Annotated in this window: 17 protein-coding genes; 7 read left to right on the forward strand and 10 right to left on the reverse strand. The window is 67.3% G+C overall.

The features are described from left to right. Positions 1-25: 25 nt before the first annotated feature. The 3 genes from AU185_RS12870 to AU185_RS12880 form a co-directional block, all read right to left on the reverse strand. Positions 26-1,870, reverse strand: coding sequence for a flavin-containing monooxygenase (locus AU185_RS12870; protein WP_059098177.1), 1,845 nt, complete (start codon positions 1,868-1,870; stop codon positions 26-28). Between the two features lie 3 nt (positions 1,871-1,873). Then, entirely contained in the window at positions 1,874-3,190 is a 1,317-nt protein-coding gene (locus AU185_RS12875) for an aromatic ring-hydroxylating oxygenase subunit alpha (RefSeq protein ID WP_156425510.1), read from the reverse strand. A 76-nt stretch (positions 3,191-3,266) separates the two neighbouring features. Continuing rightward, positions 3,267-4,112: an SDR family NAD(P)-dependent oxidoreductase gene (locus AU185_RS12880; RefSeq protein ID WP_059098179.1), complete on the reverse strand. Its 846-nt coding sequence runs from the start codon at positions 4,110-4,112 to the stop codon at positions 3,267-3,269. A gap of 138 nt (positions 4,113-4,250) precedes the next feature. Here AU185_RS12880 and AU185_RS12885 point away from each other — a divergent pair, with 138 nt between their 5' ends. The 6 genes from AU185_RS12885 (at position 4,251) to AU185_RS12910 (ending at position 12,060) form a co-directional block, all read left to right on the forward strand. After that, a complete protein-coding gene (locus AU185_RS12885; protein WP_059098180.1) occupies positions 4,251-5,858 on the forward strand; it encodes a Vgb family protein in 1,608 nt (535 codons plus the stop codon). After that, complete coding sequence (locus tag AU185_RS12890; protein ID WP_059098181.1) at positions 5,855-6,589, forward strand: GntR family transcriptional regulator; 735 nt, start codon at positions 5,855-5,857, stop codon at positions 6,587-6,589. The genes AU185_RS12885 and AU185_RS12890 overlap by 4 nt, the downstream gene beginning before the upstream one ends. A gap of 9 nt (positions 6,590-6,598) precedes the next feature. After that, positions 6,599-8,143: an AMP-binding protein gene (locus tag AU185_RS12895; RefSeq protein ID WP_059098182.1), complete on the forward strand. Its 1,545-nt coding sequence runs from the start codon at positions 6,599-6,601 to the stop codon at positions 8,141-8,143. A 20-nt stretch (positions 8,144-8,163) separates the two neighbouring features. Continuing rightward, the gene (locus AU185_RS12900) at positions 8,164-8,940 is read left to right on the forward strand and encodes an SDR family NAD(P)-dependent oxidoreductase (protein WP_059098443.1); all 777 of its coding nucleotides are present in this window, start codon (positions 8,164-8,166) and stop codon (positions 8,938-8,940) included. Beyond that, a complete protein-coding gene (locus AU185_RS12905) occupies positions 8,937-10,412 on the forward strand; it encodes an acyl-CoA synthetase (RefSeq protein ID WP_059098444.1) in 1,476 nt (491 codons plus the stop codon). The genes AU185_RS12900 and AU185_RS12905 overlap by 4 nt, the downstream gene beginning before the upstream one ends. A gap of 94 nt (positions 10,413-10,506) precedes the next feature. After that, positions 10,507-12,060, forward strand: a complete 1,554-nt coding sequence (locus AU185_RS12910) for an HNH endonuclease signature motif containing protein (RefSeq protein WP_231740233.1) — start codon at positions 10,507-10,509, stop codon at positions 12,058-12,060. On the opposite strand, the gene AU185_RS12915 is transcribed toward AU185_RS12910, so the two are convergent. From AU185_RS12915 to AU185_RS12945, 7 genes are read right to left on the reverse strand one after another with little or no spacing between them, the layout of a single operon-like run. Then, positions 11,958-12,317 (reverse strand): glyoxalase superfamily protein, encoded by a 360-nt coding sequence (locus tag AU185_RS12915; RefSeq protein ID WP_059098183.1) that lies wholly within the window; start codon positions 12,315-12,317, stop codon positions 11,958-11,960. The genes AU185_RS12910 and AU185_RS12915 overlap by 103 nt on opposite strands. A gap of 3 nt (positions 12,318-12,320) precedes the next feature. Further along, complete coding sequence (locus tag AU185_RS12920; protein WP_059098184.1) at positions 12,321-12,761, reverse strand: type II toxin-antitoxin system Rv0910 family toxin; 441 nt, start codon at positions 12,759-12,761, stop codon at positions 12,321-12,323. 3 nt (positions 12,762-12,764) lie between these two features. Continuing rightward, the gene (locus AU185_RS12925) at positions 12,765-13,019 is read right to left on the reverse strand and encodes an antitoxin (protein ID WP_059098445.1); all 255 of its coding nucleotides are present in this window, start codon (positions 13,017-13,019) and stop codon (positions 12,765-12,767) included. A gap of 10 nt (positions 13,020-13,029) precedes the next feature. Further along, entirely contained in the window at positions 13,030-15,402 is a 2,373-nt protein-coding gene (locus tag AU185_RS12930) for a cation-translocating P-type ATPase (RefSeq protein ID WP_172800385.1), read from the reverse strand. A gap of 14 nt (positions 15,403-15,416) precedes the next feature. After that, entirely contained in the window at positions 15,417-17,000 is a 1,584-nt protein-coding gene (locus AU185_RS12935; protein WP_059098186.1) for a serine hydrolase, read from the reverse strand. A gap of 18 nt (positions 17,001-17,018) precedes the next feature. Then, positions 17,019-18,137: an MBL fold metallo-hydrolase gene (locus AU185_RS12940; protein WP_059098187.1), complete on the reverse strand. Its 1,119-nt coding sequence runs from the start codon at positions 18,135-18,137 to the stop codon at positions 17,019-17,021. Then, positions 18,137-18,871, reverse strand: coding sequence for an enoyl-CoA hydratase (locus tag AU185_RS12945; protein ID WP_059098188.1), 735 nt, complete (start codon positions 18,869-18,871; stop codon positions 18,137-18,139). The genes AU185_RS12940 and AU185_RS12945 overlap by 1 nt, the downstream gene beginning before the upstream one ends. A gap of 26 nt (positions 18,872-18,897) precedes the next feature. Here AU185_RS12945 and AU185_RS12950 point away from each other — a divergent pair. Further along, positions 18,898-19,615 (forward strand): acetyl-CoA carboxylase carboxyltransferase subunit beta (locus AU185_RS12950; RefSeq protein WP_286143106.1); only part of this gene is annotated, 718 nt, incomplete at its 3' end.

Raw genomic sequence — 19,615 nt, forward strand, 5'->3', positions numbered from 1 at the left:
CCGTGCACTCGGCGCGAGCGAGGGGTCACGTGCCCAACTCCAGGCCATCGAGATCACCCTTGTCGCGCCACTCCTTGAGCAAGTCGCCGAACGCGTAGAAACCGGGGCCGTAGGGCTCGCCGAGATGCGAACGGATGCCTTCGCCCCCGCCGCCGCCTTCGTTGTTGTAGTAGCCGGGCGTGCAGGACGCGTCGAAAGCCGAGTTGTCGACAGCGGATTCGCGGATGGTCTTGCACCAGTCGTCCTGCGCTTCGGGCGTCGGCTCCACGACCGTCGCTCCGCGCTTGAGCGCCTCGGCGATGATGTAAGCGATGTGCTCGCCCTGCAGTTCGTAATTGGCCGCGATGTTGGCCGAGATGCCGACCTGGGTGAAGCCGGTGAAGAACTGGTTGGGAAAGCCGCGGCTCGTCATGCCGTGCAGCGTCTTGTAGCCGTCGCGCCAGTAGTCATACAGCGACGCCCCCTCGCGTCCTTCGATCGCATCGATCGAGTAGCGCCTGCTGATCTCGGTGGTGATCTCGAAGCCGCTGGCGTAGATGATGCAGTCGACCTCGTACTCCTGACCGTTGGCGATCAGGCCCTTCTCGGTGATCCGTTCGACGCCCTTGGAATCGGAGACATCGACCAGCGTGACGTTGGGCCGGTTGAAGGTCGGCAGGTAGTCGTCGTTGGACAGCGGCCGCTTGCACAGGAACCGGTAGTAGGGCTTCAGCGACTCGGCAGTGTCGTCATCGTCGACGATCTCGGCGATCCGGCGGCGCAGCCGCTCCATGATCTTGTAGTCCTCTTCCTCACGGATCGCCATGAACTGTTCCGGCGTCAACGAGGCCGGGTCTTCGAGCGACAGGACGCGCGCGGCGGTGTTGCGGCCGAGCTCGGTCCAGAAGTCGCACACCAGGTCCGGCTGGCCGAGCGCCATCCCCTCGAACGTCCACGAGTGGAAGTTTCGCTGCCGCTCCTTCTGCCAGCCGGGCTGCAGCGTCTTGACCCACTCGGGGTCGGTCGGCGCGTTGTTGCGTGCATCGACCGTCGATGGCGTGCGCTGGAACACGTACAGGTGCTGGGCATCTCGGGCCAGGAACGGCACCACCTGAATGCTGGTGGCGCCGGTGCCGATGATCGCGACGCGTTTGTCGGCGAGCTTGTCCATGCCCCCGGTGAAGTCGCCGCCGGTGTAGTCGTAATCCCAGCGCGACGAGTGGAAGCTGTGCCCCTTGAAGTCCTTCATGCCCGGAATGCCCGGCAGCTTGGGGCGGTGGAACGGTCCCGACGCCAGCACGACGAACCGGGCCCGGATGTCGTCGCCGCGGTTGGTGGCGATACGCCAGCGCTTGACGTCCTCGTCCCAGCGCATGTCGCGCACCTGGGTGGAGAAGATCGCCGAGTCGTAGAGGCCGAAGTGCTTGCCGATGCGCCGGCAGTGCTCGTAGATCTCGGGGCCGTCGGCGAACTTCTTGCTCGGGATGTAGTCGAGCTCTTCCAGAAGCGGGATATAGCAGTAGGACTCGTTGTCGCACTGGATTCCTGGATAGCGGTTCCAGTACCAGACACCACCGAAGTCGCCGCCCAGCTCGATGATGCGGACGTCCTCGACACCGGCCTTCTTCAGATGCGCCGCCGACAGCAGCCCGCCGAAGCCGCCGCCGAGCACCGCGACATCGATGTCCTCGGTGATCGGATCACGCGGCGCGACGGGGGTGTAGGGATCCACCTCGTAGTAGCCGGCGAAGTCGTCGGACAACTCGACGTACTGCTTGGAGCCCTCGGGCCGAAGCCTTTTGGCCCGCTCTTGGGCGTACTTTTCCCGCAGCGCGTCGATGTCGATGTCGTCAGGCGTCTGCGTGGGGCCGCAGGTGTCGAACATTGTCATTGTCTAGAGCTCTCTCGGTTCGCCGGTGCCCATGTACTTGGACAGTTGGTAGTGAAGGTTCACGGTGCTGCGCTCACGGTAGGGGTTGGGTCTGGTGCCGGGGAAGCCGAGCGATTTCATGCCCTGCTGCACCGCGGCCATGTTCGAGAAGTCCTGGGGTAGCACCGATAGCCAGTTGGGGCTCTCCTTCGGGGTGTACTGCCACTCCGTCTGGGGCTCTTTGCCTTTCGGGTACAGCTCGTAGGTGGCGACCTCGAAGATGCACTTGTTCGGGTCGTAGCTCGGGTGCGGCCGGGCGCTGTAGCACAGCGCGCTGGTCAACCCCTGGCCGACCTGGAAGTTCGGGAAGATCTGCCACGCGGTACCGCTCTGGCCGAGGATGTCGGGCGGAATGGTGGGCCAGATGACGCCGCGGGCCTCGTCGTCGCGCCGCGCGGAGGCCAGCCAGTGCTGCAGCACCTCGTCGGCGGGCGTGCCCTCGGGCAGTTCGTCGACCAGTCGCTTCGCCGCGTTCACCAGTGTCTGGGTGGTGGTGGCGTTGGTCTCTTCCATTGTGTAGACCTGCATCTCGGCGGTGGAGATACGCGGGTCGCCGGTCCCGAGCCGGATCTTGGACTTGGTCTCGTCCAGGCCCTTGGGCGCGTCGTAGCCGATGTTGCTGTGCTTGCCCTGCGCCTTGGCCCAACCCTTGAACTCGCCGAACTTGTTGAACTCCGGATGCGTGGTGAAGACGTGGTAGGTCTCGTTGAAGGCCTCCATCGCGACTTTCCAGTTGCAGTCGAAATACAGCCACTTGCGCCACTTGTAGCGCATGTTCTCCAGGCCGAACGGGTCGAGGATCTTCGCGGCCGGGAAGAGGAAGTCCGCCAACGGCTCACAGTCGGGGTCCATGTTGATGAACAGCCAACCGCCCCAGGTGTCGACCTGGACGGGGACGAGATGGGTGTTGTCCGGCGTCAGCGCGCCCTTCCAGTCGTCCTGCTCACGAATGTGGGTGCACGCCCCGTCGAGACCGTATGTCCAGCCGTGGAATCCGCATACGAACGACTTGCGCGCCCGTCCGACAGCGTTCTTCGCGCCGTCAGGTGTGTCGACCAGGCGGCGGCCGCGGTGCATGCACACGTTGTGATGTGCCGCGAATTCATTGGCGCCCGTTCGTACGATGATGATCGAGTCGTCGAGGATGTCGTAGGTGAGGTAGCTGCCGACCTCGGGAATTTCCTCGACACGGCCGACCTGCTGCCACACCTTGCGCCACAGCTTGTCGCGCTCGGCGCGGGCGTAGTCCTCCGAGACGTAGGCGTCCACGCTGATGGTCATGGGTTCCGAAAGCTCTTCTGGCACTCCGACTTGCGCGTCGGTCGCGCGGGCATCTGTATGGGTCACGGTGAACTCCTTAGAACCGGCTGATCTCTGCGCGGAAGTTCTCGTCCTTGAGGAACAGCGAGGTGTTGTCGGCGCCGAGATGCGTCCATTTCAGGTTCAGACCGCCGTCGACGAGCAGCGTCTGACCGGTGATGTAGCTGGACAGATCGGACAGCAGGAACAGGATCGCGCCCGCCTGTTCCTCGGGCCGGCCGCGTCTGCCCATCGCGATCGCCCGGCGGTCGCGATCGGGGTCCGTGTCGACGTAGGTGGCCGACGCGGCGGTTTCGGTCACACCGGGCGCGACGGCGTTGATGCGGATGTTGTCGGACGCGAGCTCGGCGGCCATGGAGCGGGTCATGGCGACGATCGCAGCTTTGGCCGTTCCGTAGGCGATGTGGAATGGCGCGGTGTTCATCCCGCTGATCGAAGAAACCGAGACGATGGACCCCTTCAGGCCAAGGCTGCGCAGTTCCCGACTCACCGCCTGGCTCATGAAGAACGAGGTCTCGAGGTTCGCCGCGAACAGCGCGCGCCAGTCATCACGGGTCACGCGCGTCGAGGGCATCCAGGTCGCCGGCGCTGCCCCGCCCGCGATGTTCACCAACCCGTAGAGGTCGCCGTCGGTGTGACGGACGTGGTCGATCACGGTCGCGATGCCGTCGTCGGTGGACGCGTCGGCGGCCACGGGCACGACCGGCAAACCCTGCGCGGCCAGCGGCGCGACGTGTTCGTCGAGGTTCTCCTTCGACCGGCTCACGGCGACGACCGTGGCACCGGCCTCGGCCGCCATCCGAGTCACGGTGGTGCCGATGCCGCCGCCGCCCGCGCCCGAGACCACGACGATGCGCCCGTCCAGGCTCAGAAGGTCGCCCATGCTATTTGTCCGGACAATAAATGGTGCTCTCCATGTTGCAGAACACTATTCCCCAGCGTGAATCGGCTAGTCAAGGGTCGCCGAGCAGTTTGTCTTGCCTATTGTCTGGACTAGGCGAGCTTGCTAGCGTGCGAGGTCATGACACCATCCGCGACGAGCTCACAGCAGGACACCCGTTACTCGCCGGGCGCAGTTCCGGCCGCTGCCGCGGGCTGGCGGATCGATCGCGTGACCGCTCCCAGCCGGCTGTTCGGCGCGAACGGGCTGCGCACGGGTCCCGACGGGCGCGTCTACATCGCCCAGGTGACGGGCAGCCAGATCAGCGCACTCGACCTCGGCACCGGCGCGGTAGACACGGTCAGCGCCAAGGGCGGTGACATCGTCGCGCCGGACGACGTCGCGTTCGACTCCGACGGCAACCTGTATGCGACCGAGGTGATGGACGGGCGGGTCAGCGTCCGCGACACCGGCGGCCGCACCCGGGTGCTGCGTGACGACCTGCCGTGCGCCAACGGCATCACCGTGCATCAGGACCGGTTGTTCATCAACGAGTGCCGCGAAGGCGGTCGGCTGATGGAACTCGACCGCAGCAGCGGCGCCGAACGCATCCTGCTGGAGAACCTGCCGTCGCCGAACGCGATGGAGGTGGGTCCCGACGGGTTGCTGTACTACCCGTTGATGACGGCCAACGAGATCTGGCGCATCGATCCTGCGGGCGGTGAGCGGCAGCGGGTCGCCGCCGACCTCGGTGTCCCCGACGCGCTGAAGTTCGACTCCCAGGGCCGGATCGTCTCCACGCAGGTCGCCAGCGGTCAGGTGCTGCGCATCGATCCGCGCAACGGCGAGAAAACCGTCCTCGCACAGCTCAACCCGGGACTCGACAACCTCACCTTCGTCGGCGATCGGCTCTTCGCCTCGAACTTCACCGGTGAGATCACCGAAGTCCTCGGCGGCGGCGAAACCCGCACACTGCTTGCCGGCGGTCTGAACTGGCCGCTGGACCTCGCGGTGAGCGACGGCAACCTCTACGTCGCCGACGGCACCTACTTCTACCGCGTCGACGCCGACGGGTCACTGCAGACGGTCGGAATGCTGTTCTCCCCCGGCTATCCCGGCTTCCTCCGCGGGCTGGCTCCCGCCGGGGCGGGAGTCTTCGTCGTCGCCACGTCGGGCGGCCAGATTGCGCGGTACCGCCCCGCCGACGGCGAAACCGATTACCTGGCAGATGGTTTCGATCAGCTCTACGGTGTGGCCCTCGGGGCCGACGACACCATCGTGTTCGCCGAACTCGGCACCGGCCGTGTGCACGCGCTGCGTGCGGGCAACACCGAAGTGTTGGCCTCGGGATTGAAGGACCCGGTTGGTGTCGCGTTCGACCCGGCGGGCCGTCCGCTGGCCGCGGAGTCGGGCGCAGGTCGCGTGGTATCGGTTTCCGGCGCCGTCGAGACTGTGGTGGACGGGTTGCAGCGGCCGCAGGGCATCGCGGTCGCCGACGGCGTGCTCTACATCGTCGACGCCGGCGCCAAGGAGGTTGTCGCGGTCGACTTGAACACCCACGTGCGCACGACGATCGCCTCGGATCTGCCGGTGGGTCCGCCGCCGGGTGTGGAGCCCAAGCCGCTCAAGGGAATGCCGCCGTTCTCGGGACCGCAGGGGCCGTTCGCGGGTATCACCGTCGGAGGTGACGGCACACTGTACGTGTCGGCCGACGGCGAGGGCAGCGTGCTCGCGCTGCGACGGACATGACCGCCCCCACTGACCATCGCTATCTGCAGGTCGCACGCACGTTGCGCAAGGAGATCGTCGACGGCATCTACCCGGTGGGCTCGCAGTTGCCCACTGAACAGCAGTTATGCGAGCGGTTCGCGGTCAGCCGGTACACCATCCGCGAAGCGCTGCGGCGATTGCGCGAGGACAACCTCGTCGCGTCGCGGCCGCGGGCGGGAACGCTGGTGGTCCCCCGCCCGGCGTCCAATTCCTATGCCCAAGATGTGGTTTCGATCAATGACCTGCTGGCGTTCGCGGCGGGTGCGCAGCTCACGATCGAGTCCAACGCGATGGTCACCATCGACGACGAACTGGCCGCCCGCACCGGCCTGCAGGCCGGTTCGCAATGGCTCGCGGTGCGGGGGTGCCGGCAGGCCGAGGGCAGCGACGCACCGGTCTGCACGACGGAGTACTACATCAACCGCGCGTTCGCCGCGGTCGGGCGCCTGCTGCAACGGCATTCCGGCCCGATCTTCCCGCTGATCGAGGATTTGTTCGGGGTCAGCATCGTCGAAGTGCACCAGGAGATGGCGGCGGTGACGGTCACGCCGCAACTGGCCGACGCGCTCAAGGTCGACGCGGGCAGTGCCGCGCTGGAGATGCGCAGGACGTACAAGACCTCGGACGGCGAGGTCGCGCAGGTCACCCTCAACACTCACCCGTCGTCGCGGTACCGCCACTCGATGACGATGCGCCGGGTCAAGGGGTAGGCGGCAACCGTGAGGGTCGACGAGCACCGCACCGCCGATGCGTACCGGCGCGGGCTGTGGGTGCACGACACGCTGGCCGACTCGTTGCGCGACGCCGCCGCGTCGACGCCCGACCGGATCGTGTTGGTGGACGGCGACATCCGGCTCACCTGCAGGCAACTTCACGACCGGGCCGCCGCGTTGGCGCAGACGCTGATGTCGCGGATGCCCGCGGGCAGCGTGGTGTCATTCATGTTGCCGAACTGGCACGAAGCGGCCGTCATCTATCTCGGTGCCACGCTGGCCGGGATGGTGGTCAACCCGATCCTGCCCTCGCTGCGCGACCGGGAACTGTCGTTCATCCTGAGCGACGCCGACTCCCGGGCGATCTTCGTGCCGTCGACGTTCAACAAACACGACTATGTCGCGATGCTCGACCGGGTCACCGCCGCGATTGCCGCACCGCCGGAGGTGATCGTCGTGCGCGGCGATGCGGGCCGTCACACCTCGTACGGCGCCCTGTGCGGTGGCCCGGGCGCTGCCGTGCTGCCGGTGTTGAACGCCGACACGGTGCGGATGATCCTCTACACCTCCGGCACCACCGGTCGCCCGAAAGGCGTGCTGCACACCCACAACTCGCTTCATGCGCTGATCCGTCAGATCGGCGAACACTGGCACGTCGTGGATGGCGACACGTTCCTGGTGCCGTCACCGATCGCGCATATCGGCGGATCGATCTACGCGTTCGAGTGCCCGCTGCTACTGGGCAGCACCGCCGTGCTGATGGAACGCTGGGATCCGGATGCCGCGGTCGCGTTGATGCTCGCCGAGCGCGTCACCCACATGGCCGGCGCCACGCCGTTTCTCGACGGCTTGCTCTCGGCTACGCAGCGCGCCGACACCCGGTTGCCCGACCTGAGGGTGTTCATCTGCGGGGGCGCGTCGGTGCCCCCGTCGCTGATCCGCACGGCCACCGGATATTTCGAGACGGCGGCGGTGTCGCGCGTCTACGGTTCGACCGAGGTTCCGGTGACCACGGTCGGCTCGCTGGAAGACGCCGACCATGCCGCCGACACCGACGGCAGGCCGGGCATCGCGGATGTCAGGCTGGTCGACGGCGAGATCCGCGCGCGTGGCGCGCAGATGCTCGTCGGCTATCTGCACCTGGAGGACGAGACGGCCGCCTTCGACGACGAAGGCTATTTCCGCACAGGAGATCTCGGCCGCTGGGTCGACGACGGATATCTCGTCGTCACGGGCCGCGCCAAGGACATCATCATCCGCAACGGCGAGAACATCTCGCCCAAGGAGGTCGAGGACATCCTCATCGGCCATCCTGGGATCGCGGAGATCGCGATCGTCGGAGTGCCCGACGATCGCACCGGTGAGCGGGCCTGCGCCGTCGTCGTCGCAGGCGGTCAGGCGCCCCCCGATGTGGCGGCCATGCGGGCGCTTTTGGAGGACCATGGCGTCGCGCGGTTCAAAGCGCCTGAGCAGGTCGTGGTTTGGGACGCTTTGCCGAAGAACGACGCCGGGAAAGTGTTGAAGCACCAGATTCGAGCGGCACTGACATGACCGCGGACGCGAGGAGCGAAATGGTTCAGGTAGCGATCGTGACGGGCGCCAGCAGCGGTATCGGCTTCGGCTGCGCGACCAAGTTGGCCGAGGCCGGAATGGCGATCGTGGGCACCGGACGCGACGAGGATCGGCTGTCCGGACTGGAGAAGGCGATCGGCGACCGCGAACGCGTCGCCACCGTCGCGGTCGATCTCACCGCCGACGAGGCGCCGCACCGCATCGTGCAGACCGCGCTGGACCGGTGGGGCCGCATCGACTTCCTGATCAACAACGCCGGTGTCGGGAGCCCGAAACCGCTGCACGAGACCGACGACGAATCACTCGACTATTTCCTGGGTTTGATGCTGCGGGCGCCGTTCCGGATGGCACGCGAGGTGGTCGGCCACATGGAGCCCGGGTCGGCGATAATCAACATCACCTCTACCTTCTCGGTCGTGGGAGGTCTGCGGGGTGGCGCGTACTCGGCCGCCAAGGGCGGGCTGACTTCCCTGACCAGGCATATCGCGTGTCAGTATGGGCCGCAAGGCATCCGGTGCAACGCCGTCGCACCCGGGGTGACCCTGACGCCGATGGTCGCGACGCGTCTGGAGGATTCGCGGTTCCGCAAGATCAACACCGAGATGACACCGTATCCGAGGCTGGGCGAGGTCAACGACATCGCGAGCACGGTGGCGTTCCTGTGTTCGGAGGGCGCGAGCTTCATCAACGGACAGGAGATCGTCGTGGACGGCGGCTGGACGTCGACCAAATACCTGTCGGACTTCGCCCTCAACTCGGAATGGGTGAAGAGTTGAACCTGTTCTCGCTGCTCGATCAGTCGGCGAGCCGCTTCGGCGAGCGCGGCGCGGTGTATCACGGTGAGCGGCAACTTCAGACGTGGGCGCAGCTGCGGGAGCGGTCACTGCGCGTGGCCGCCTCGCTCGGCGCACCCGGCGCCCGCATCGCCGTCGCGAGCGAGAACCGGCCGCAGATCATCGAGCTGATGTTCGGGGTGTGGGCGGCCGAATGCGTCTACGTGCCCGTGAACTACAAACTGCATCCTCGCGAGATGGTGCAGATCTTGGACGATTCCGGCGCGACGCAGGTGTTCGCGTCACCGAAGATCGCCTCGGTGCTCGCACCGGAAACCGGAGTGCCGATCGACGTCATCGGCACCGACAGCTATGAAAGCCGTTTTACCGCAGAGCCGTTGACGCCGCCGCGTTCCACCGACCCGGAGTTGCTGGCGTGGTTGTTCTACACCAGCGGGACCACCGGTAAGTCCAAGGGCGCGATGCTGTCGCACCGCAACCTGATGGCCTTGACGGTGTCGCATCTGGCTGACTTCGACTCGCCCGACGAGAACTGCGCCCTGGTGCACGGTGCGCCGATGTCGCACGGTTCGGGACTGTACATCCCGCCGTACGTGCTGCGCGCGGCGCGCCAGGTGATACCGGAAACGGGGCTCTTCGAGCCGGATGAGTTTCTTGACCTGTGCGAACACCATCCCGGCTGCAGCGCGTTCCTGGCGCCCACCATGGTGCAACGCCTGGTGCAGACCGGGCGCGCCCGTCCACAAAACCTGCAGACGATCGTCTACGGCGGCGGCCCGATGTACGTCGAGAGCCTGAAGAAGGCGATGGCGGCGTTCGGTCCCATCTTCGTGCAGCTGTACGGCCAGGGCGAAGCGCCGATGACGATCACCGGACTGCGCCGGCGCGATCACCTCGCCGGTGACGGGTGGGCCGACGATGCGGTGCTGGGATCCGTCGGGTATGCGCGCTCCGGCGTGGACGTCGCGGTGCTGCGGGCCGACGGAACACCGGCCGCGGCCGGTGAGATCGGCGAGATCGTCTGTCGCGGTGACGTTGTCATGTCCGGCTATTGGAACAACCCGGCGGCGACGGCCACCACGCTGCAGGACGGCTGGCTGCGCACCGGCGACATGGGATCGTTCGACGACCGGGGCTTTCTTACGCTGCGTGACCGGTCGAAGGACGTCGTGATCAGCGGCGGTAGCAACATCTACCCGCGCGAGGTGGAGGAAGTGCTGCTCGAGCATCCGGGCGTCGTCGAGGCCGGCGTGGTCGGCGCGCCCGACGAGGAGTGGGGCGAGGTCGTCGTGGCGTTCATCGTCGGCGACGTGCCGGCCGACGAACTCGATGCGCACCTTCTCGAGCGGATCGCCCGGTTCAAACGCCCGAAGCGCTACGAGTTCATCGACGAACTGCCGAAGAACAGCTACGGCAAGGTGCTCAAGCGCGCGTTGCGGGAACGGCTGAGATAGACGCATGCGCGTCGTCATCGCCGCTGGGCACACGATGCGCGCCTGATTTTCGAAACGGTGCGGCGTGTCGGTTGTGGGCGGCATAATCGAACACATGTTCGACAAAGTTGATGTGGCGGGGTTGATCGCCACCATCACCGAGGCCGCCCGCGCCGAGGCCTCAGCGGCGGCGCTGCGCAGCGCGGCCATCGGCGAACTGGTGTCCCGCCAGGTCGGTGACTACGACGAGGACGAGCGGGCACGGTGGGCCTGCGATCCGTGGGATTCGGTGGCCGCGCAGATCGCCGCGGCGGTCAACATCAGCCACCGCAAAGCCAGCGGGCAGATGCGCATCGCCCAGACCCTGCGCCACCGGCTCCCCAAAGCGGCCGCCCTTTTCGAGCAGGGCCGCCTCACCGCGCGGGTGATCGGCGCCATCACCTGGCGCACCCGATTGATCACCGACGACGACGTGTGGGCGCGCATCGACACCGCGCTGGTCGGCCGCGCCACCACATGGGGTCCGTGGTCCGACGAGAAGATCACCGCCGCCGTCGACGCCCTGGTGGAGCGCTTCGACCCGGCCGCGGTGATCGCCACCCAATCCCGGCTGCGCGGGCGCGACTTCATCATCGGCGACTTCGAAGACGAGGCCGGCACCACCACCGTGCGCGGGCGGCTGACCGCCACCGACGCCGCAGTGTGGCGCGCCAAGACCGCCGCGATGGTCGCCGGCGTCTGCGACAACGACCCGCGCACCCCCGCCGAACGCCGCTCCGATGCCGCCGGAGCGTTGGCCAACGGCAACGACCACCTCGACTGCCGGTGCGGATCGCCGACGTGCCCCAGCGCCGACCAACCCCCACCCGCATCATCAGTGGTGATCCACGTGGTGGCCGACCAGGCCGCCATCGACGCCGCGACCGCCACCACCACAGAAACCACCCGCGGCTCCGACACCACCCCGGAGCCCGACAAAACCACCGATACCGGCACGGCGATTTTGTCCGGCCGCGAGGTCCTGCCCACCGCGCTGCTGGCCCACCTGCTGCGCACCGGCGCCACACTGCAGCCCCTCGCCACCCCGTGCGACGAACCCGAAACCCACTACCGCCCCTCGGCGGCGTTGGCGCGGTTCGTGCGGGCACGGGATCTGAGCTGCCGATTCCCCGGCTGCACCATGCCCGCGCAGTTCTGCGACATCGACCATGTCATCCCCTACCCCGCCGGGCCCACCCACCCGTCGAACCTGGCCTGCCTGTGCCGAAAACACCACCTGCTGAAAACCTTTTGGACCGGTGACTGGGCACTGCAACTCTCACCCGACGGCGCTGCGACATGGACCTCGCCGACCGGACACACTTACACCACCCATCCCGGTAGCCGACTGTGGTTTCCCACCTGGGGCGTCACCACCGCCGACCTGCCACGCCCGGGCAAAGCCCCACCGCCGCAAGGTGATCGAGGACTACGGATGCCCATGCGCAAACGCAGCCGAGCCGCCGAGCGCGCCGCCCGAATCAAACAAGAACGCGCACAAAACTTTCAGACGTACCACCGTTCTGATCAGCCCTGCTCGCAGAACCGCAACTGGTTGCCGAACGGATCAGTGACGTCGATGGTGCGTCCCCACGGCTCGTCTTCGAGACCCGGCCGGGCGAATGAATAGTGGCGCGCGCTGAGTTCGGCGTGAAACTGCGCTATTCCGTGCATCGGCAGGAATACCACGCTGCCCGGGGTGCCGTCGCCGTGGTGCTCGGACAAATGGATGAGTAAATCGGAGCGACTGATCTGGGCATAGCGCGGCAACCCGGGTTCGAATCGGTGCTCCCAGTCAGTAGTGAAACCAAGGAAGCCCAGATAGAACTCGTCGGCCTTGGCCTGGTCGAAGACCCTCAACACCGGGATCGCGCGTTCGAACCGCACAGCTCAGGCGGCCGGAGCGAAGACGCTGCGGAAGCGCTCGAGCGACTCGCGGATATCGCCCTTCAGCGCGGCCGCGACCACCATGCCGATCGGGCCGAACAGCGCGGGCCCCCCGAGGTGGACGTCGAATGTGACCGTGGAACCATCGCCGGACGGCTTGACCTTGCCCAGCAGCTTGACCTTTACCCCGCCCACACCATCACCGTTGAGCGTCATGGCTTCGGGCGGCCGGTAGTGGACGATCGTCCACTTGATCCGGTTGGGCATGCCCTTGACCTCGACGATGGACTCCAGCGTGGTGCCCTTCTCCAGGGTCTCGGGCAGCTTGCTGCGCCACACCCGGTGGATGCTGAGCCACTCCTTATAGCGCGCGAGGTCGGATGCGCACGCCCATGCCTGCTCCGGCGGCAATGGGACGTCGACGGAGACGGAAAGTTTGGCCATCGGCTACGGGGTGGGCGGAGCCGCCGGCGGTTGCTGCGGCGGCTGCGGCGGCTGCTGTTGGTGCTGCTGCGGTGCGCCCTGCGCAGGCGGATTGTCCTTGTTGACGTAGTTGCGGGCCGCGTCCTGCGCCTTGTCGACGTGCTGGGCGTATTTGCCCTGCGTCTTCTTGTCGACCATGTCACCGGCTTTTTCGATCGCGGTGTCCACCTTGTCGGCGTTCTTGGACAGCAGATTCTTCACCTTGTCGAGGAATGCCATGAGCCTCACCCTACTCCGAACGCCACAGCCGCCGACGCTCTCCCAGCACCGCTCCCTGCGCCCACCAGATCGCCTCGATAGCGGCGGCAGCCACCACGCCGATGCCCAGCGCGATCGATGTCGTCTTGACGTTCGAGATGTCCAGCATGAACACCTCTTGCGCCTTCGGGATCGAGAAGATCACCACGTAGGCCAGACCCGACACCGCGACCAGCGACACGCGCCACCACTGGTACGGCCGCGCCACCACGGCGAGCACCCAGATCGCTGCGACCAGCAGCGTGATCAGCGCCGCGGTCGACGCCTGCGTCTGCTCCACCGGCGTGGCCTCGCGCCCCTGGTACGCGACCAAGTAAGAGGTGAACGTCGCGACTCCGACCACCAGCCCCGACGGCAGCGCCGCCGTCATCACCCGGCGCACGAACCCCGGATGCGCGCGCTCGTTGTTCGGCGCCAGCGACAGGATGAACGCCGGGATGCCGATCGTGAACCACGCCGCGATCGTGACGTGAATCGGCTGGAACGGAAACAGCAGCGGGTCGGTGCCGAAGAATCTGGAGGCCAGACCGGCTATACCCACCAGGACGGCCAGCAGCGCCGAGTACACCGTCTTGGTGAGGAACAGGTTCGAGACGCGTTCGATATTGCCGATCACCCGCCGGCCCTCCCCGACCACGTACGGCAGGGTGGCGAACTTGTTGTCCAGCAACACGATTTGCGCGACCGCGCGCGAAGCCGAGCTGCCCGAGCCCATCGCGACGCCGATGTCGGCGTCCTTCAGGGCGAGCACGTCGTTGACGCCGTCGCCGGTCATCGCGACAGTGTGTCCGTGTGATTGCAGGGCATGCACCATGGCCCGCTTCTGGTCGGGCCGGACCCGACCGAACGTGGTGTACTCCTCCACGGTGTCCGCCAGGGCGTCGGGTGCATCGGGCAGCTGACGGGCGTCCATCGTCTCGCCGTGCAAGCCGAGCGACCCCGCCACCGCCCCGACCGAGACGGCGTTGTCGCCGGAGATGACTTTGATCGAGACCTTCTGCGAGGCAAAGTAATCCAGCGTGTCGTGCGCATCGGGACGGATGCGCTGCTCCAGTACCACCAGCGCGACCGGCGTGACCCGGCCGGGTGCATCCGGGTGGTCGACCGGAAGGTCGCTGGCGCCCAGCAGCAGCATACGCAGACCTGCGGCGCCGATCTGTTCGGCCTGTTCGGCGACCGGCGACCCGGGCGCGAGCAGCACGTCGGGGGCGCCGATCACCCAGTTGCCGTGTTCGCCGTACGAGGCGCCGCTCCACTTGGTGGCCGACTTGAACGGTGCGACGGCGGTCGCGGTCCAGCCCGGCGGCATTCTGTACGCCTCGCCGATGGCCTGCATGCTCGCGTTCGGCCGCGGGTCGTCGGCGGCGAGTTGGGCCAGGACGTCGCCCACCGAAGACTCGTCGAGCCGTTGCAGATCCGCGACCCGCATACCGTTCTCGGTCAGCGTGCCGGTCTTGTCGGCGCAGACCACGTCGACGCGGGCCAGGCCTTCTATCGCGGGCAGTTCGTTGACCAGACACTGCCTGCGGCCCAGCCGGATCACGCCCACGGCGAACGCGAGCGACGTCATCAGCACCAGCCCCTCGGGGACCATCGGCACCAGCGCGCCCACCATCCGCAGCACCGACTCGCGCCAATCCGCATCGGTGGTGAACAACTGGGTGTAGATGATCAGGAGCCCGGCCGGAATCAGCAGGTAGGTGATGAACTGCAGGATCTTGTTGATGCCGCTGCGCAGTTCGGAGTTCACCAGGGTGAACTTGCTGGCCTCTTCGGCGAGCTTGGCCGCGTACGCTTCCCGGCCGACCTTGGTGGCGCGGTAGGCACCGCTTCCGGCGACGACGAAACTGCCCGACATCACCGTATCGCCGGGATCTTTCGCGATCGGGTCGGCTTCCCCGGTCAGCAGTGACTCGTCGACCTCGAGGTTGGCCTCCTCGACGATCTCGCCGTCGACGACGATCTGATCGCCGGGACCGAGTTCGATGATGTCGTCGAGCACCACCTCAGCGGGTGACACCGCCTTGGTGCCGGACTGCCTGCGCACCAACGGCTTTGCCTGCCCGACGATCGCAAGCTTGTCCAGGGTCTGCTTGGCCCGCACCTCCTGGATGATGCCGATCGCGCTGTTGGCGATGATCAGTAACCCGAACGCGCCGTTGATCACCGATCCGGTCGACAGCACGATGAGCAACAGGACGCCGAGGATCGCGTTGATGCGGGTGAACACGTTGGCCCGCACGATGTCGGAAACGCTGCGCGCGGCCCGCGTCGGCACGTCGTTGGTCCTGCCGTCGGCGACGCGTTGGGCGACTTCAGAATCGGTCAGCCCGGCGGCCTGCATCTCGGGGGTGGTGGTCACCTGACGAACGTCCCCTTCTTGAACGTGTCGAAATACTCCAGCACGAGTTTGTTGCCGTCGAACACCGCGGTGGAAACGGTTCCGGGAGGCGCATTCTCGCTGACGAACTCGAACGTGAACGTGTTGCCACTCCAGTGGGTCAGCGGCACATCGAGTTTCGAGCCGAGCGCCAACCGCAGCTTGCCGTCCTTCTCGGCGACCCTCGCCGGTCCCCAGTAGCCGTTGAGGTACGTGCCGATGTACGACGGCAGCGGCGCCGCCGGTGCGGGATTCGCGGGCGGTTGCTTGCCGACCAGTGAACCGACCGGCTTCTCCATCTCGGCGAAGATCCCGCTGTACAGCCCGTACCAGTCCTCGCGCACCTCGCCGAACTGCACGAGGTCGGCGAACTGCGCGGTCAGCGCCTCGGGCACGCCCGAGGGCGTGGCGTTGGTCAGCGCGACGATCGCGACGTCGGCCGACGGCAGGATGAGGAAATTGGTTCCGGCGCCGAGTTCGAACGCGCCCGAGTGGCTGATCTCGATGCGAGCCGCCGAGGTGGTTCCGACGTTGAAGCCGAAACCGTAGAAACCCGATCGCATCGCGGGTTCGGTCGCCCGGCTGGACACGATCTGCGGGGTGAGCGCAGCCAGCAGCGCTTTCGCGTCGACGATCTGCTTACCTTCGTGGTTGCCGTCGGCCAACATCATCGCCAGCCAGCGGGTCATGTCGGTGACCGACGAACTCGCCCCGCCCGCAGGCGCTTCCGCGTCGGCGTCGCGCACATAGGACGGTTCGTAGCGGTCGTCGACGTGGATGTGGCCGACGGCGCGGTTCGCGCTGGCCTCGTAGTCGGTGAACCGGTAGCTTGTCGCCCCCATGCCCAGCGGATCGAACAGCACCTCGTCGGCCAGCAGCTCCCACGGCTTGTTGGCGTTCACCGCGACCGCCTCGGCGCCCGCGGTGAACCCGAAGTTGGTGTATGCGTAGGAGATCCGGAACGGGTCCAACGGGAGCTGACGTAGCCGCTCGAGCACCTGCCTGCGGTCGAAGCCGAGGTCCTCGAGCGTGTCGCCGGCGTGGTCGGGCAGCCCGGAGCGATGCGACATCATGTCGCCGACACTGACCATCGGCGTGACCGCCCGATCCGACAACGCGAACCACGGCAGCTCGGAGACGATCGGGGTGTCCCAGCTGATCGCGTTCACGCCGACCTGGCGCGCCACCACCGTCGCCGTCAGCGACTTGGACACCGAGGCCAGCTGGAAGACGGTGTCGGCATCGACTCGGTTCTGCTCGCCACCTACGCCTTTGACATCCTTGACCCCGAACCCCTTCGCGTACACGGTTTTTCCGCGGTGCACGACGGCCACGGCCATGCCGGGGATGCCCGATTTCTTCATCAGGTCCTCGGCCATGCCGTCGAGCTGCGCGACGGCGTTGTTCACCGCGTTCTGCGGCAGCGGCATCGCGGGCACCAACGGCGGCGGGACGTCGGACTGCGCGGTCGACGGAGCGGGCGCCCCTGGTTCAGCCGGCTCCGCCGCGCAACCCGCGACGAGCAACAGCCCCACGACAGCCGCCCTGGCCAGTGCGTTCATGTGGTGAACCGTAACCGGTCAGAGCCGCCACCACGGGTCGTTGAGCGGTGACCCGTCCCGATACACCCGCTGCCCCGGCTTCGGCACCGCGACCTGCACGTTCTCCGCGTCCGCGGCCTGCAGCAGCCGCTCCACCGGTTCCGCCCACGGGTGCGGGGCGAGCCGGAAGGTCGCCCAGTGGATCGGCACCAGCAGACCCCGGTCCGCCTCGGCGACGTCGAGGTGAGCCCGCACCGCGTCCTCGGGGTTCATATGGATGTCCGGCCACGCCGGGTGGTAGGCGCCGACCGGCAGCAGCGTCAGGTCGAACGGTCCGTGGTCCATCCCGATCTGACCGAAACTCTTGGTGTAGCCGGTATCGCCGCCGAAGAACGCCCGGTGCCGGGGCCCGATGATCACCCACGACGCCCACAGCGTGGTGTTACGGGAGAACAGGCGCCCGGAGAAGTGCCGCGCGGGGGTGCAGACCAAGGTGAGGTCGGCGATGGTGTGGCTTTCGTTCCAGTCGAGTTCGACGATCCGGCTCTCGGGTATCCCCCACTTGCGCAGGTGCGCGCCGATGCCGAGCGGCACCACGAACGGTGCGCGCTGGGTTCGCGCCAGCCCGATGATCGTCTCCATGTCCAGGTGGTCGTAGTGGTCGTGGCTGATGACGATGGCGTCGACGGCGGCCAGCGCCTCCAGCGGCACGGGCACCTCGTGCATGCGTTCGGGTCCGACGGTCTGCGAGGGTGAGCACCGGCGACTCCACACCGGGTCGGCCAGCACGCGGTAGCCGTCGAGTTCGACGAGCGCCGAGGAATGACCGAACCAGCACGTCGACAACTGCTCAGCCGCCGGGTCGGTCGGCGAGGGGGTGACGACGGGAATGGGCCCGGCCGGCTTGGTGGCACCGCGGGAGCCGACCAACTCGCGCACCAGCAGTCGCTGTTGCTCTTGGTCGATGCTCATCATCGACGCCGGTTCGAGGTTGACGAACACGCCGTCGCGGTAGTTCGGGGAGCGCCGAGCGACCGGTTCGATCTCTGCGGGCGAGGCGCCCAGCGCGGCGGGCGCGCCACGAAGTGCCCGCAGCACCCAACCGCCGGCCAGCAGCGAGGCCGTGCCGAAGCCGATGCGCAGCGCTCCGCGGATCATCAGGCGCCCTGGAACCTCGGTGGACGCTTCTCGATGCGGGCGACCTGCGCCTCGATGACGTCCTGGCTGGCCCACGCTTTGTCGAACAGTTCCTGATGTTCGGGCCACGGGTCCTCGTAGGCGCCGTCGTCGTTGAGCACCCGCTTGGCGTGCTGCAGCGCCAGCGGCGCGAACCCGGCGATCTCCGCGGCCCAGGCCTGGGCGTCGGCGAGCGTACCGATGCGGTTAGCCATCCCGGTCTGCAGCGCGGCGTCGGCGGTGAGCCGCTCGGCGGCCAGCAACATGCCCCGCGCCCGGCCCGCCCCCACCAGTGAGGTCAGCCGCCGGATGCTCCAGTTGTCCAGCGCCAAGCCGTATTTGGCGACGGGAAACTGGAAGTACGCATCGGGTGCGACGACGCGCAGGTCGCAGATCATCGAGAGGATGACTCCGGCCCCGATCGCGGGTCCGTTGATCGCGCCGATCACCGGCACGGGCGCCTTGTCGATCGCGATGTTCAGGTCCTTGGCCTTGTCGGGTAGCTGCTCGGCGACGCCCGACGGGTCGGAGAGGTCGGCGCCGGCGCTGAAGACGTGGCCCGCACCCGTGAGCACGATCGCGCGCACATCTTCGGCCGCGGCCTTCTCGACCGCCTCCCGTAGGCCGTCGACCAACTCGACGTTCAGGGCGTTGCGTCGCTCGGAGCGTTGCATCTCCAGGGTCATCACGTGGCCGTCGCGGGTGACACCAATCATGCGGCCAGCCTATATAGGCTCGTGCGGTGAGCCGGATCGGTGCCCTCGAGGTGCGCGACGCCGTGCTGGACCCGGGGTCTTACCGGAGCTGGGACGGCCCACCGCTGGACGTGGCGGCTCGTGAGGACTATCGGCAGGCGTTGGCCGCCGCGGCGACCAAAACCGGTCTGGATGAGTCGGTGGTGACCGGCGAAGGCACGGTGTTCGGTCGCCGGGTGGCGCTGGTGCTGTGCGAGTTCGACTTCCTGGCCGGCTCGATCGGCGTCGCGGCGGCCGAGCGGATCACCGCGGCGGTGCAACGGGCGACAGCGGAGCGGCTACCGCTGCTGGCGTCACCGAGTTCGGGTGGCACCCGGATGCAGGAGGGCACGGTCGCGTTTTTGCAGATGGTGAAGATCGCCGCGGCCGTCGAACTGCACAAGCGGGCCCATCTGCCGTACCTCGTGTACCTGCGACACCCCACGACCGGCGGGGTGTTTGCGTCCTGGGGGTCGCTGGGGCATGTGACCGGCGCCGAACCGGGCGCGCTGGTCGGTTTCCTGGGGCCGCGGGTGTACGAACACCTCTACGGCGAGCCGTTTCCCGAGGGCATCCAGACCGCCGAGAACCTGCACCGACACGGCGTCATCGACGGCGTGGTCCCGCTCGACGCGGTGCGCACCACGCTGAACCGAGCGTTGAAAGTGCTCGCAGACCCGCCCGATTCGCCGCCGCCCGCCCCCGAACTCGGCCGGGTGCCCGAGT

The organism is Mycobacterium sp. GA-0227b (assembly GCF_001499855.1).
In the GTDB taxonomy this organism is placed as follows: Bacteria; Actinomycetota; Actinomycetes; order Mycobacteriales; family Mycobacteriaceae; genus Mycobacterium.

Bases quoted from the DNA above. Each gene is read 5' to 3' on its own strand.
- AU185_RS12890 (WP_059098181.1), top strand. From the start codon at position 5,855: ATGACCGCCCCCACTGACCATCGCTATCTGCAGGTCGCACGCACGTTG.
- AU185_RS12945 (WP_059098188.1), bottom strand. From the start codon at position 18,871: ATGATTGGTGTCACCCGCGACGGCCACGTGATGACCCTGGAGATGCAA.
- AU185_RS12910 (WP_231740233.1), top strand. From the start codon at position 10,507: ATGTTCGACAAAGTTGATGTGGCGGGGTTGATCGCCACCATCACCGAG.
- AU185_RS12925 (WP_059098445.1), bottom strand. From the start codon at position 13,019: ATGGCATTCCTCGACAAGGTGAAGAATCTGCTGTCCAAGAACGCCGAC.
- AU185_RS12935 (WP_059098186.1), bottom strand. From the start codon at position 17,000: ATGAACGCACTGGCCAGGGCGGCTGTCGTGGGGCTGTTGCTCGTCGCG.
- AU185_RS12940 (WP_059098187.1), bottom strand. From the start codon at position 18,137: ATGATCCGCGGAGCGCTGCGCATCGGCTTCGGCACGGCCTCGCTGCTG.
- AU185_RS12880 (WP_059098179.1), bottom strand. From the start codon at position 4,112: ATGGGCGACCTTCTGAGCCTGGACGGGCGCATCGTCGTGGTCTCGGGC.
- AU185_RS12930 (WP_172800385.1), bottom strand. From the start codon at position 15,402: ATGCAGGCCGCCGGGCTGACCGATTCTGAAGTCGCCCAACGCGTCGCC.
- AU185_RS12875 (WP_156425510.1), bottom strand. From the start codon at position 3,190: ATGACCATCAGCGTGGACGCCTACGTCTCGGAGGACTACGCCCGCGCC.
- AU185_RS12870 (WP_059098177.1), bottom strand. From the start codon at position 1,870: ATGACAATGTTCGACACCTGCGGCCCCACGCAGACGCCTGACGACATC.
- AU185_RS12885 (WP_059098180.1), top strand. From the start codon at position 4,251: ATGACACCATCCGCGACGAGCTCACAGCAGGACACCCGTTACTCGCCG.
- AU185_RS12900 (WP_059098443.1), top strand. From the start codon at position 8,164: ATGGTTCAGGTAGCGATCGTGACGGGCGCCAGCAGCGGTATCGGCTTC.
- AU185_RS12920 (WP_059098184.1), bottom strand. From the start codon at position 12,761: ATGGCCAAACTTTCCGTCTCCGTCGACGTCCCATTGCCGCCGGAGCAG.